12 protein-coding genes and 1 tRNA gene are annotated in these 12,971 nt (G+C 31.0%); 9 read left to right on the top strand and 4 right to left on the bottom strand.

Annotated features, from left to right (window positions below):
* Nucleotides 1–9: 9 nt before the first annotated feature.
* From AC6EJB_RS09870 to AC6EJB_RS09860, 3 genes are all read left to right on the top strand, one after another.
* Nucleotides 10–1,245, top strand: a complete 1,236-nt coding sequence (locus AC6EJB_RS09870) for an FGGY-family carbohydrate kinase (protein WP_498491287.1) — start codon at nt 10–12, stop codon at nt 1,243–1,245.
* A 99-nt stretch (nt 1,246–1,344) separates the two neighbouring features.
* Entirely contained in the window at nt 1,345–1,611 is a 267-nt protein-coding gene (locus AC6EJB_RS09865) for a DUF2470 domain-containing protein (protein ID WP_498491286.1), read from the top strand.
* Between the two features lie 147 nt (nt 1,612–1,758).
* Nucleotides 1,759–1,834: transfer RNA gene (locus AC6EJB_RS09860), tRNA-Phe, on the top strand.
* A 268-nt stretch (nt 1,835–2,102) separates the two neighbouring features.
* On the opposite strand, the gene AC6EJB_RS09855 is transcribed toward AC6EJB_RS09860, so the two are convergent.
* From AC6EJB_RS09855 to AC6EJB_RS09845, 3 genes are all read right to left on the bottom strand, one after another.
* On the bottom strand, nt 2,103–4,277 hold the full coding sequence (locus AC6EJB_RS09855) for a tetratricopeptide repeat-containing sulfotransferase family protein (RefSeq protein WP_498491285.1): 2,175 nt from the start codon (nt 4,275–4,277) through the stop codon (nt 2,103–2,105).
* A 210-nt stretch (nt 4,278–4,487) separates the two neighbouring features.
* A complete protein-coding gene (locus AC6EJB_RS09850; RefSeq protein ID WP_498491284.1) occupies nt 4,488–4,634 on the bottom strand; it encodes a hypothetical protein in 147 nt (48 codons plus the stop codon).
* A gap of 405 nt (nt 4,635–5,039) precedes the next feature.
* On the bottom strand, nt 5,040–7,187 hold the full coding sequence (locus AC6EJB_RS09845) for an O-linked N-acetylglucosamine transferase family protein (RefSeq protein WP_498491283.1): 2,148 nt from the start codon (nt 7,185–7,187) through the stop codon (nt 5,040–5,042).
* 700 nt (nt 7,188–7,887) lie between these two features.
* Between AC6EJB_RS09845 and AC6EJB_RS09840 the strand changes: the two genes are divergently transcribed.
* Nucleotides 7,888–8,055 (top strand): photosystem I reaction center subunit XII, encoded by a 168-nt coding sequence (locus tag AC6EJB_RS09840; RefSeq protein WP_498491281.1) that lies wholly within the window; start codon nt 7,888–7,890, stop codon nt 8,053–8,055.
* A gap of 401 nt (nt 8,056–8,456) precedes the next feature.
* Complete coding sequence (locus AC6EJB_RS09835) at nt 8,457–8,687, top strand: hypothetical protein (protein ID WP_498491279.1); 231 nt, start codon at nt 8,457–8,459, stop codon at nt 8,685–8,687.
* Nucleotides 8,688–8,721: 34 nt separating this feature from the next.
* Here AC6EJB_RS09835 and AC6EJB_RS09830 read toward each other — a convergent pair whose 3' ends face one another.
* Nucleotides 8,722–9,768 carry an NAD-dependent epimerase/dehydratase family protein gene (locus AC6EJB_RS09830; RefSeq protein ID WP_498491278.1) on the bottom strand — a complete coding sequence of 349 codons (1,047 nt, stop codon included), beginning with the start codon at nt 9,766–9,768 and terminating at the stop codon, nt 8,722–8,724.
* Between the two features lie 467 nt (nt 9,769–10,235).
* Between AC6EJB_RS09830 and AC6EJB_RS09825 the strand changes: the two genes are divergently transcribed.
* From AC6EJB_RS09825 to AC6EJB_RS09810, 4 genes are all read left to right on the top strand, one after another.
* Nucleotides 10,236–10,886 carry a TVP38/TMEM64 family protein gene (locus tag AC6EJB_RS09825; protein ID WP_498491277.1) on the top strand — a complete coding sequence of 217 codons (651 nt, stop codon included), beginning with the start codon at nt 10,236–10,238 and terminating at the stop codon, nt 10,884–10,886.
* Between the two features lie 110 nt (nt 10,887–10,996).
* Complete coding sequence (locus AC6EJB_RS09820; protein ID WP_498491276.1) at nt 10,997–11,788, top strand: phycobilisome rod-core linker polypeptide; 792 nt, start codon at nt 10,997–10,999, stop codon at nt 11,786–11,788.
* Nucleotides 11,789–11,827: 39 nt separating this feature from the next.
* Nucleotides 11,828–12,361 carry a phycobiliprotein lyase gene (locus AC6EJB_RS09815; RefSeq protein ID WP_498491274.1) on the top strand — a complete coding sequence of 178 codons (534 nt, stop codon included), beginning with the start codon at nt 11,828–11,830 and terminating at the stop codon, nt 12,359–12,361.
* A gap of 13 nt (nt 12,362–12,374) precedes the next feature.
* A complete protein-coding gene (locus AC6EJB_RS09810; protein ID WP_498491272.1) occupies nt 12,375–12,971 on the top strand; it encodes a chromophore lyase CpcT/CpeT in 597 nt (198 codons plus the stop codon).

The raw sequence follows: 12,971 nt of genomic DNA, 5'->3' as shown, positions 1-12,971 counted from the left end.
AATCAAAAAATGTTAAATAATTCGCTTGTGCTTGGTATAGATCTTGGTACATCAGGTGTAAGAATTGCAATAATTAATACTAAAAAAAAAATACTATTCACTTCCTCAAAAGCATATTCAAAAGGTCTTGAAATATCTGAAGACTGGATAAATAGCCTCATAAATCTAATAAAAGAAATCCCTAAAGGGCTAAAAGAAAAATTGGTTTCCTGCTCTGTAGCGGGTACATCTGGAACACTTTTAGCATGCAAGAAAAATGGAGAACCTATTGGGAAAGCCCTGCCTTATTTTTTATCCTGTTCAGAATATTCGTACGAGATTGAAAAGCTATTTACGAAAGAATGTGCAGGCTCTAGCATAAGTGGAAGTGTTGGGAGAGCACTAAGACTTTTGCACTTATATGGTAATGAAATAATCTTAAGACACCAAGCAGATTGGATAAGTGGATGGCTTATCAATGATTGGGAATATGGTGAGGAAGGTAACAATATCAGGATGGGTTGGGATATATCAAATAATTCATGGCCAGAAAGTTTTGAACATTTAAAATGGTTAAATTGTCTTCCTAAAATAATTCCTTCTGGGCAAATAATGGGGAATATATGTATTAAAAAAGCACATAAGTTAAATTTACCAAAAAATCTTAAAGTAATAGCAGGTACTACAGATTCGAATGCTGGGGTTTTAGCAACTTTTCCCAATAAACATGATGGGATAACAATACTTGGCAGTACAATAGTGATTAAGAAATTTGTTAATAAACCCCTTTCGGGGAAAGGGATCTCTAATCATAAATTATTAGGGAATTGGCTGTCTGGTGGAGCATCTAATGCAGGAGCTGCAATACTACTAGATTTCTTTAATCTTGAATATATTGAAGAATTAAGCAAACAAATTAACCCTAATAAATCAACAGGGTTAACTCTACTTCCACTATCCAGTCAAGGAGAACGATTTCCAATAGATGATCCCAATTTAAAACCTAAGTTTGAGCCCAGACCAGTCAGCGATTCTCTTTATCTTCATGCATTATTTGAAGGGTTAGCAAAAATAGAAGCAAGAGGCTGGCAAAAGCTTAATGAATTAGGAGTTGATTTACCGAGTCAAATTATTACTATTGGAGGTGGTGCAAAAAATATCACTTGGAAAAAAATAAGAGAAAGAGAAATTGGCATACCAATAAAAATTTGCAATAGACCCCCTGCAGCAGGGGTGGCTAGTATTGCTTTGCAAGGATTATCATGAATAAAGGATTAAATTCTTTATGAAATTTTTAATCTCAACTTCTTAAACATCTAACTAACTTATTAATTAATTTATAAAGTCGTTATCTAAAGAAAAATTATGAATTCCGAGCCTATCAACAATGAGTCAAGTGCAAGAATCTGTAATCATATGAACAAAGACCATGAGGATGCAGTCTTTGCATATGCAAAATATTATGGAAAAACCAAAACTTTTAAATCAGCGAAAATGATCAGCATATCTCCAGAATCTATTCAGTTAAAAATTGATGGACAGATATTAGAAATAGAATTTGATCATATCCTTCAAGACTGTGCAGATGCACATAAAACATTGGTTAAGATGATTAAGGCTATTCCAGCATAATGAAAAATACTGCTAAGAAAATCAAGAGATCGCTAGCTTACTCTTGTTTTTAAAGTTGCCTTTTAACTTGGACAAAAGAAAATTAAGGAGATTTCAATTTATTTTTCAATAAGGTACTTACGAATTGGTACATTATTAGAGGTCAGAGCCGGGATAGCTCAGTTGGTAGAGCAGGCGACTGAAAATCGCCGTGTCCCCAGTTCAAATCTGGGTCCTGGCACCATTATTAAGCACCTTATAGGTGCTTTTTTAATACCAAAACCAATATATAGTTAGGTTTTCAGGATTTTTAGTTCAATAAGACACAAATTGAGTATCTGTAAAAACGGTATGGAAGTGGTATGGAAGTTGCCCTATCAGATTAATGAATTATTACTGCCACGATGTTCTCTGAATATTCAGATAGTTATTTTAGAAACCCAGAACTGATACATCCCTGCGTAGGTTGTGGGAGGTTTTCTTCAAACTTTGCCCAGTTTTGTAAGTTCGTTTTAGGAGATTATGTCTTGATATTTATCAGTTTGAGTCAGGATTTCAATCGCAGGTTTCAGCATATCTTTGTAATTCTTCCATCCACCAATAGATTTTGAATTAATTGGTGACCGAACTTGAACCTTGCTTGCTGTAGATACTGAGCGTGGATTTAGATGAGGAGATAGATATTTATCCTCCCACTTCCAACCTAACCAAGAGATCAAAGATTGAATTTCTTTATTAGGATTGCTAACTAATGAGTCATAGTTTAAGTCATATATTTTTGATCTAAATCTTTTCTTATATTCTGTCATTACTTCTTCTTGATCTAGATAAACTCTTGCGCATTCCACTAAGGAAGAGGAATATTCATTTCCTCTAGCAAAATGTGTTCGGAAAATTGAAAGAATATTATCTAAAGGATTTCTATAGCAGTGAATAATTTTTGCGTTTGGTATATGCCGAGCAATAACACCTGCGTATCGGTAGTTGTATAAGTTTTTATTAGTTGTTTTATTTGATTGTTTCTTATGATTTTTTATTTTTACCCAATATCTCTCAGCAAGAGTTAATAATTGGTTGTTTTTCTTATAATCTAGGAATGATTCTTTGAAGATATTACTCTCCCCCAAATCATCAACATTAGTATTCATACTGAGAATTGATTCCAATAATGTAGAACCGCTTCTTGGCATTCCTACAATGAAAATACTCTCTGGTGGTTCTTTGTAGTCTTTTTTATTAATTTCTTTTTGATCTGATTCAATACGTAATACTTTAGATTGATTGATTAAAGTATCTGCGTTAGATGGGTGAAGAATTAATTTTAATTGATTTGCTAATTCAAGAAAGTTAGAACTGTCTTCGTACTTTTTTTCCTTATGAAGAATATTTGCTCTTGCGAAGTAAATATCAATTTGATCTTTTTGTAATTTAGTATTCAAGATACTTTCAGAAAAGAGGTGATCCTGCCATATTTTATTATCATCATTTGAGTGTTTCAGAGTCGATAGAGAAAAATATGCAGTAGCAAAATTAGGATTAAGTTTAATTGCTTTGCGTAATGAGATTTCTGCTTCCTGTAATTTACCAAGATCACTCAATATGCTTCCCAGATTGGAATAAGCATCTGCATAATCAGGATTAAGTTCAATTGCTTTTCGGTATGATAATTCTGCTTCCTGTAAGTCACCAAGATCACTCAATATGATTCCCAGATTGGAATGTGCTTCTGCGTAATTAGGTTTTAGTTCAATTGCTTTGCGTAATGAGATTTCTGCTTCCTGTAATTTACCAAGATCACTCAATATGATTCCCAGATTTGAATGCGCCTCCGCGAAATCAGGTTTAAGTTCAATTGCTTTGCGGTATGACAATTCTGCATCTTGTAATTTGCCAAAATCTTTCAATATGATTCCCAGATTGAAATGTGCTTCTGCGTAATTAGGTTTTAGTTCAATTGCTTTGCGAGTAGAAAATTCTGCGTCTTGTAATTTGCCAAGATTTTTCAATATGCTTCCCAGATTTGAATGCGCCTCCGCGAAATCAGGTTTAAGTTCAATTGCTTTGCGGTATGACAATTCTGCATCTTGTAATTTGCCAAAATCTTTCAATATGATTCCCAGATTGTAATGTGCTTCTACATAATTAGGTTTTAGTTCAATTGCTTTGCGAGTAGAAAATTCTGCGTCTTGTAATTTGCCAAGATTTTTCAATATGCTTCCCAGATTTGAATGCGCTTCCGCGAAATCAGGTTTAAGTTCAATTGCTTTGCGGTATGACAATTCTGCATCTTTTAATTTGCCAAGATCTTTCAAAATATTGCCGAGATTGGAATGTGCTTCTGCTACATCAGGTTTTAGTTCAATTGCTTTGCGAGTAGAAAATTCTGCGTCTTGTAATTTGCCAAGATTTTTCAATATGCTTCCATAATTAGAAAAAACTCTGTAATCATTACATCCTTGATTAATTATCTGTTGATAATATTTTATTGCTTCTGAAATATTTCCTTGGAAATGAAACTTAAATGCTTGATTAATTATTTGTTCTCTAGAAGGTTTAGAAGGTTTAGAAGGACTCGTGATATTAATAGTAATATTGGTTTTGATTTCACCTGAGGCAAATGGAACTGAGAATGTTTTTACTTCAGTGCTTTTCTTATTTTCTTCTCCTTCTTGAATAGAACTATCCATCTTCTCTTATCTTTTCTATCTTTTGGTCCTGCGATTTTACTACTAAAGAACAGCTGATACTGGAAAACATTTAGTGTCCTGAAGTTGCTTAAAGATCTATTGAATTGAATCTTTAAGCAAAAATTCCAACTCTAATGATTTAACTGCTTGCTTCTCCTTGAATGAATTTATTTGGCAAGTCTTTTTCTCAAAGGAACTTATCAATGACTACTAACCACTTTTCCACTCTTCTTGAACTTCTGAGTTAACTAAGTCCCACAGAACTTCCATACCAATGCCACTTAAATAAGAAATAAAAAATAACTCCTCAAGAAAGGTATTGGTATGGAACTGGTATGGAAGTTTTTGAGAGGGCACAATATCTAGAAATTTGTCCTTTCTTCACAGGCATAAATAGTGTTTTTTTAGTATTTTTTTAAATTTTCCCCAATTCAAATCTGGGTCCTGGCACCATTATTAAGCACCTTATAGGTGCTTTTTTAATACCAAAAACAAGATATAGTTGCTTTTCGAAGGTTTTGAGTTCAATAAAGCACAAATTGAGTATCTATAAAAACGGTATGAAAGTTGCCCTATCAAATTAATGAATTATTAATGCCACGATGTTCTCTGAATAATCAGGTAGTCATTTTAGAAACCCAGAACTGATAGGTTGCTTTGAAAGTGTGGGGATGCTTTTCTGAAACAGTTCACAGTTTTGTAAGTTTGTTTATTTTTTATACTCTAGGAAATGGTTTCTATAGAATATATTGATTCATAAAATTAGTTAACTAATTCTATGAATTTTCTCTCTAAGTTTTTTGTAAATAATTCACAATTAAAAAGTGGGGATGTTTCTTTTAACTTTCCTAATTTAGATTTTATACTTATAAGTTTTTCAGGATTTCTAGCTATTTCAAGGGCTTTTTCTTCGTATTCTTTTTCATTATAAGTAATTAGCTCAGGCAGGTCTATAGAAGTCAGAATACTTGCAGAGACTCTTGCCGCAAAACTTTCTCCTATTTTTGTTAGCACTGGTAGCCCTGCCCACAAAGCATCAGTAGTTGTTGTATGACCATTATAGTTAAAGGTGTCGAGTGCTAAATCTCCAAGAGCATGCCTTGCAAGATGTTCTTTTAATGGCAATTTACTGGCGAAGATTAATCTATCTGGATCTACATTTCTTTTTTCTGCCTCCTTAATCAAATTCACTACTGAATATTTATTAGATTGATATAACCAAATAACACTTCCTTTAATTTTAATAAGTAATCTCATCCAAATATCAAATTCCTTTGAAGTGATTTTCTTATTTGCACAAAAGCAAGTAAATATAAATCCTTTTTCAGGAAGGTTGAAATCCTTACGTGAAATCGGTCCGTTATATATTTCCATTTTGTCATTAGTACAATAATAACAATCAGGCATTCTAATTATTTTTTCAGAATAGTATCTTTCATATTCCTTCGGAATAACAATGCTATCCGAGATAATATAATTAATAGCATCTGCTCCAAGAGAGCCAGGATATCCTAGATAATTGATTTGTATAGGTGCTACTCGATAAGAAAATATTTCCATCCTATTGTGTAATGTATACCCCATAAGATCTATAGCAATATCTAGTTTATCTTTCCTTGCTATATCAACAGCTTGATTATAATTTAGTTCTTTGATATCTCTAAATATACATCCAGAGTTCTTGGCTAACTGGGTATATTCATCTTCTTTAGGCACGAATGAATATATATATATATTAAATTTAGATTTATCATGTAATTTCAACATAGAGCATATCAGATACATCATTGGATGATTCCTGAAATCTGCTGAAAAATAACCAACATGAATTTTTTTATTTTTGAAAGGAGCTATTATTTTTGATTGTTTATAATATTTTTCTTTATATAATTTCTTAGCTCTTTTTAATTGATTTAATGGATTATCTTCATAATAAAATAAACCTAAAGGGTTTACAGATAAGCCTTCAATTCCAAGTTTATCAAGGTAATTGCTTTCAATATTTTGATCATCCCAATCGCATATATTTCCTTTTGAAACAATTAAGCCTAATCTAGCAGGTGAAAAATTGTTATCTAAATTTATAGCATTCTTATAAAAATTTTCAGCATCATTGTATTTACCAAGATCTATAAATATATTCCCCAAATTGTAATAAGCATGAACGAAATCAGATTTTATTTCAATTGCTTTGCTTAGAAATTCTTTTGCTTGTTCTAATTTGCCAAGATCTCTCAATACATTGCCAAGATTAGAATAAGCATTAGCAAAATCAGGGTTAATTTTAATTGCTTTGCGATGAGAATTTTCTGCTTCTTTTAATTTGCCAAGATCATGCAATATGGTGCCTAGATTTGAATGAGCTTCTGCAAAATCAGGTTTCAGTTCAATTGCTTTTCGAGTAAATAATTCTGCTTCTTTTAATTTTCCAAGATCTCTCAATATATTTCCCAGATTTGAATTTGCTTCTGCAAAATTAGGTTTCAGTTCAATTGCTTTTCTTTGTGATAATTCTGCTTCTTTTAATTTGCCAAGATCTTGCAATATGCTTCCCAGATTGGAATGCAGTTCTACGAAATCAGGATTCAATTCAATTGCTTTTCGAGTAAATAATTCTGCTCTTTTTAATTTACCAAGATCTCTTAATATAACTCCATAATTAGAAAAAACCCTATGATCATTACATCCTTGACTGATTAACTGTTCATAATATTTTATTGCTTCTAAAATATTACCTTGTAAATGGAAATTTATTGCCTGATTAATTATTTGTTCTTTAGAAAGTTTAGAAGGAACATTAGTCTTCAAAGTAGTTTTCCCCTTGGTTTTTACTAAATCAAGAGGAACTGAGAATGTTTTTATTTCATTAATTTTCTTCTTTTTTTCTTCTTCTTTACTAGAACTATCCATATTCTCTTATCTTTTCTCTCGTTGGGTCCAACGATTTTACTACTAGAAGAGAACAACGGATACTTGAAATTAGTTGGGGTCCTGGAGTTACTTAAAGATCTAGTGACCTGAATCTTTCTGCAAAAATTCCAACGCTAATGATTTAAATGCTTGCTTTTCCTTAAATGATCTTCTTTAGCAAGTCTTTTACTTATCAATGACTACTAACGATTTATTTACTCTTCTAGAAGTTCTGAGATGACCAAGTTCCCCAGAACTGCCATACCAATAACTCTTAAATAAGAAACAAAAAACAATTCCTCCAGCAGGATACCAATATGGAATTGATTAGAAGTTTTTTAATAATTTCTAAATATAGTGCTTTTTATCTCTTTTGATGCTAGCTATGGTGTTTTTTGTAAATTTCGCAAGTTCAAATCTTGATCATGGCGTCGTTCAAAAAGGAAGATTTGGATAATATGAACATTAAAAAGCACCTAGAACAAAGTGCTTTTTTAATGACTAGAAAAGTTTTAGTAATACTTTTAATCTTTTTTGTTTACCCACCTTTTCTTTTGATACGAACCGCATTTAAGTCATAAGTTGGTAAGTAGACCTATCCTAATTATTACAAAATTGCACAAGAGTTGATACTTGAAGCTCAAAAAATAAAAGATCATTTCAATCTTGAGTTAGCATAAATGAAATTAGTAGTAAAGAGATGATGAACCTTTTACTAGGAGTTCAAAGTACATTTGATCTATCCAAGGTAGATTTCTCCTCAGGTATAGGTATAAATTCACCTGATCTTGCTGGAATATCATTTTTGATGGTTATTTTTGCAGGGGTTTTAGCTTTGAGACTTGGAACAACTCTTAGAGACTCCTAGTTTCTAAAATGACTCCAAGCTAAATTTATAAAATTTATAGTTTTAACTACTAAGTAATTAATTTACTTAAACCATTAATAAAATTAAATCATTCTAATTTGGATTTCTTCGAAAGAAGTTCACAATTAAAATAAAGACAATGATAAGTAAGACTAAAAAGTCGTTAATATCTGGCAAGATAAATAGCTGAGAATCGAATATATTTTATACAATAATCATAATTTATGTTGGTTTTCATATCATTTAGCTCCAAATGCGTTACTTAGCTTATAAATAAAAAATCCTAGTTAAATAGGCTTTATCGAAAAAACTAAATAATTATTAAATATATTAAAAAGACTTGTTTATTTTTAATATCCCATTAAGGAGTTAAAATGACTTAAACATTTGATTGTATTCTTATGAATTTAGACGAATCTAGTGACAATTTATATAATAATGCTGATAGTTTTGCAATGGCATTTGATACAGCCTGGAAGGATTGTGATCTAGGAAATAATAATGATATAAAAATAGATGAAAAGATTGAAAGAGCTTTTGAGAAGATAGAAAATCACCCTTTTCTAATTTCAAATCCAATTCAATCAAAAAATATTGCTCTCTTCAGAATTAAATTATTAGGACTAGCCTAAGTTTTAAATAATCAGAAAGAATCAAAACCATTCTTCAAACAGTATTTTTAAAATAATCTAAGTACCATTCAGAAAACAATTTAATACCCTTCTCTATAGATGTCGTAGGTTTGTATGCTACCCATGAATTAAGCAAGTCCATCCTTGCAGCAGTTGAAACGACATCTCCTGGCTGCATAGGTTGAAAATTCTTTATAGCTTTCTTTCCTAAATTCTTCTCTAATAACTCTATAAAATATGTGAGTTGAGTTGGATGTGAATTACCTAGATTAAAAATCCTATAAGGTGCAGATGAAGTTGAAGGGTTAGGGATAAGAGGATTAAAGTCATCATCAATACTTGCTTTCTTTAAGCAACAACGAATTATACCCTCTACCACATCATCGATGTAAGTAAAATCCCTCTGCATTTTACCGTGATTAAATACTTGAATTGGCTCATTATTTAAAATTGATCTCGCAAAAATCATTGGAGCCATATCTGGTCTTCCCCATGGGCCATAAACGGTAAAGAATCGAAGCCCAGTTGTTGGCAAGTCATATAAGTGACTGTAGGTATGGGCCATTAATTCATTAGATTTCTTAGTCGCGGCATACAAACTCACCGGATGATTGACTGCTTGTTCTTCATAGAAGGGAAGGTTTTTATTGCCACCATAAACAGAACTGCTAGAGGCATAAATCAAATGAGAAATCTTACTCTGCCTGCATCCCTCAAGTACATTTGCAAAACCTACCAAATTACTTTGGATGTATGCAGCAGGATTGGTTATTGAGTAACGAACACCAGCTTGCGCGGCAAGATGAACAAAAACTTTTGGATTGTATCTATTAATTATGTCTTGCAATACTTTATTATCTTCTATTGGAATCTCATAAAAAAACCATTCTCCATTTTTTGTGGAAACTTTCTCAATTTCAGTTAATCTAGATCTCTTTAAGGAAATTGAGTAATAGTCATTTAAGTTATCAATACCTATAACTTTAAAATCCAAAGTAAGAAGAGCTTTTACTAAAGCAGCACCAATAAAGCCTGCGGCACCTGTTACAAGAATTGTCTCATTACTTACCTTGGAATTCATGAGTTTATTATAATTTACAAAAAGCAAAGAATCTGTCCATTATAATAGCATCATATTGATTAACTTTTTTCAATTAAAAATAGTAAATTACTTATTTATTTTTTCAAAGGTTACTTTCTTTTCAATATAATCTCTTATAATTACTAATACAACTTTAAGCATTATTTTGAGCTCCAATTTAATTATTTATTGAAAGATAAATTTAAGATATATTTTCAAGTGATCGTCCTCTAGTTCTTTAAAAAATTTCAGATTTACTTTTTCAATTGATTTATTTCTAATAAAGTTAGTAATTTGAAGAATAGATAATTCTTTAGGATTAGCTAAATTCATGGTTATATATATGAAGACTTCATGAATAAAGTTAAACCATCTATCCAATCATTAACCAAATCAAACACATTTTAAATAGGATAATTAAATTAGAAATTTTTTAAGAGCTTATCCTCTATAGCTAGGAGTTCAATTTGAAAAAAGAAAAATTAAAAAAGTCCCTTACCATTGCATTATTCACAGGTTCTTTTGTTTTACTTGTCTTTTTAATTCAGACGTATGGAATTGAACCGTTAAGAAGTGCTGTTAAAGAAATGGGCATTTGGGCACCTCTGGGAATTCTCATACTTCGAGGAATAAGCGTAATCCTTCCGGCTTTGCCTAGTTCAGTTTATTCACTTTTAGCTGGATCATTACTTGGTTTCAAAACAGGCTACATAACTATATTTATATCTGACCTAATTTTTTGCCAGCTAGCATTTTTCATAGCTAGAAATTTTGGGCGTGCTCCAGTTAGGAAATTAGTTGGCGTAAAAGCCATGAAAAGAATTGAGGGTTTCAATCAAAATCAACTAGAAGGAAATTTCTTTCTAATGACTGGGCTACTGATGACTGGACTTTTTGATTTTTTAAGCTATGCACTTGGGATAGGAGGAACACGTTGGAGGCTTTTTACGCCAGCTCTTATAATCAGTTTATTAATAAGTGATTCAATTATTGTTGCTGTTGGAGCAGGCGTAAGTCAGGGAGCTGGCCTAATGCTGGGGGGGGCTTTACTTGGAATGTTTGCACTAGCAACTATCGCTGGATTTAATAAAAATAGATTCTCTGCAACTCAAAAATAAAATCAATGAATTCGATACAAGCATTAAGAGATTAAATAATATAGATAACTAAAAAAAAAATTATATTCTTCTCTTTATATTGTTAAACTTACTTAGTACTAAATATTGATATGTCAGGCATTCCATTTAAAGCGCTCAAATTAGGAGCAGAAACTATTAATGAAAATCCAGTCAAGTATAATAAAAGCAGAGTATCTGGAAGCAAAAAAACAACATATGGACTACATATAAGAGGGGCATCGATGCCAGGGGAAAAAGAAAAGTTTACAGTCACATCTAAAACTAAACCTAAGCAACTCGAAAACTTAATTCATAACAGAATCATGAGTAGTTATAGAAGGGAGAAGATTGAAAGTTATAACTTCAAAATACTAAATAAAGAAAGTTCTAGGATAAATATTCTCCAAATCAATGAATTTGTTCCTAATGATGATGATGCATTACTTATAGCAATCAATGCATTATATAAAAACATCTTTGGAAACTTATCTTTAATGGAATCGGAGCGCCCAATTGATATTGAAAGGAAATTAAGGAATGGTGATATTACAATTAGGGAATTTACAAGAAAAATTTGTAAGTCAACAATTTATAGAAGTTTATACTTTGATAGTATTAGCCAATATAAATCTATAAAGTTAAGATATAAGCATATTCTTGGTAGGCCAATCAAAAGTCAAATCGAAGTGACTCAAAGTTCTAAAATTATAAATAACCTAGGTTTTGAAGCTCATATTGATTTTTTAATAGATTCTGATGAATATAATAATATTTTTGGTGAAGATATAGTTCCATTTATGAGGTCATGGAATTCTCCAATTGGTTTTAAAACAAAAAGTTTTCTAGAAACTTCACATATAACAAAAGCTTTTGCTTCAAGTGATATTTGTGAAATTATTTAATTGTCTAAAAATAAATTAATTCCAACTCAAATAATTTAGATGAATATTGAAGAATTTTTCTTAAAAAGCGTTGGGGAATGGAACTCAATGAGAAGTGGACATTCACTAGCATTTCAAGAGTTTGAAGAAATCAGAAGTAAAATAAAAATAGTTCCATCTAAAAGTAACGATTCTAGAGTTATTAAATTTTTAAAAGATAATTTAATAAATCCCAATGAAGTCAGTAAAGCATACCTAATTAATTGGGAAGCAAAAAGTGACTGGGGAGAAGAGAATCAAAAAGAAAACTCTTCTGGCGAGAGTATACTTGTTCCAATCGAGATCTCAAAAACAAAAGGAAAGATAATAAGGAGCGTTGGATACACTGAAGCAGTAAAGGTAGTATCTTTATATAGAATTCTTGATGATGGAACTCTAATTATTTATTCAAACTACAGTCATATTTGTACAGAAGAAAGAATATGGTTTGTATCAAACAATTTAAGGAGTAGATCATCAGTTACAAGAGCAATAGATTCATTAGCTATCCTACAAACCTCATATGCATCGGAAATTCGTTCTAAAAAAATATAAATTATACTAAAAGATGAGAAATAAAACTACATTAGAATTTGCAAAGATAATTTCAGGCATATTTAGTAATAAGGAACAAGCTTTAGATAATCCAAAAAACTTTGCACATATTCAAATACATATTCGTCCATTGTTCTTAAAAACATATCAATGTTTTGCATTCTACTCAGAGCAGCGATATCAGCACGATATATGGAATCCATATAGACAGTCTATAAATAAATTATCTCAAGAAAAAGAAATTTTCATTTTAAGTAATCATAAGATTAAATATAAAGAAAGATTCACTGGTGGAGCCTTAGATATATCTCTTCTAAATAATCTAGCTAAATATAAATTAAAGAAGAAGGACGGATGTTCTATGTATTTTAGAGAAACAAACCCAGGAAATTTTTCAGGATCTATAGAATCAGGTTGTAAATGTTATATACAATATGGGAAAGATAAGACTTATGTAAAAAGTGAAGTCAGAGTTAATAAAAATCGTCTTATTTCTGAAGATTCTGGATATGAATTAGAAACTGATAAAAAGATATGGGGATCAAACTTTGGACCATTAATATTTAAAAAAATAGAAAATTTTGATTGTTTTATTGACGAGAATTGGTAA

This window comes from Prochlorococcus sp. G4PB17, assembly GCF_059772445.1.
This window is presented reverse-complemented; position numbering and strand designations above follow the sequence as displayed.

Bases quoted from the DNA above. Each gene is read 5' to 3' on its own strand.
- AC6EJB_RS09870 (WP_498491287.1), top strand. From the start codon at position 10: ATGTTAAATAATTCGCTTGTGCTTGGTATAGATCTTGGTACATCAGGT.
- AC6EJB_RS09865 (WP_498491286.1), top strand. From the start codon at position 1,345: ATGAATTCCGAGCCTATCAACAATGAGTCAAGTGCAAGAATCTGTAAT.
- AC6EJB_RS09855 (WP_498491285.1), bottom strand. From the start codon at position 4,277: ATGGATAGTTCTATTCAAGAAGGAGAAGAAAATAAGAAAAGCACTGAA.
- AC6EJB_RS09845 (WP_498491283.1), bottom strand. From the start codon at position 7,187: ATGGATAGTTCTAGTAAAGAAGAAGAAAAAAAGAAGAAAATTAATGAA.
- AC6EJB_RS09840 (WP_498491281.1), top strand. From the start codon at position 7,888: ATGATGAACCTTTTACTAGGAGTTCAAAGTACATTTGATCTATCCAAG.
- AC6EJB_RS09835 (WP_498491279.1), top strand. From the start codon at position 8,457: ATGAATTTAGACGAATCTAGTGACAATTTATATAATAATGCTGATAGT.
- AC6EJB_RS09830 (WP_498491278.1), bottom strand. From the start codon at position 9,768: ATGAATTCCAAGGTAAGTAATGAGACAATTCTTGTAACAGGTGCCGCA.
- AC6EJB_RS09820 (WP_498491276.1), top strand. From the start codon at position 10,997: ATGTCAGGCATTCCATTTAAAGCGCTCAAATTAGGAGCAGAAACTATT.
- AC6EJB_RS09815 (WP_498491274.1), top strand. From the start codon at position 11,828: ATGAATATTGAAGAATTTTTCTTAAAAAGCGTTGGGGAATGGAACTCA.
- AC6EJB_RS09810 (WP_498491272.1), top strand. From the start codon at position 12,375: ATGAGAAATAAAACTACATTAGAATTTGCAAAGATAATTTCAGGCATA.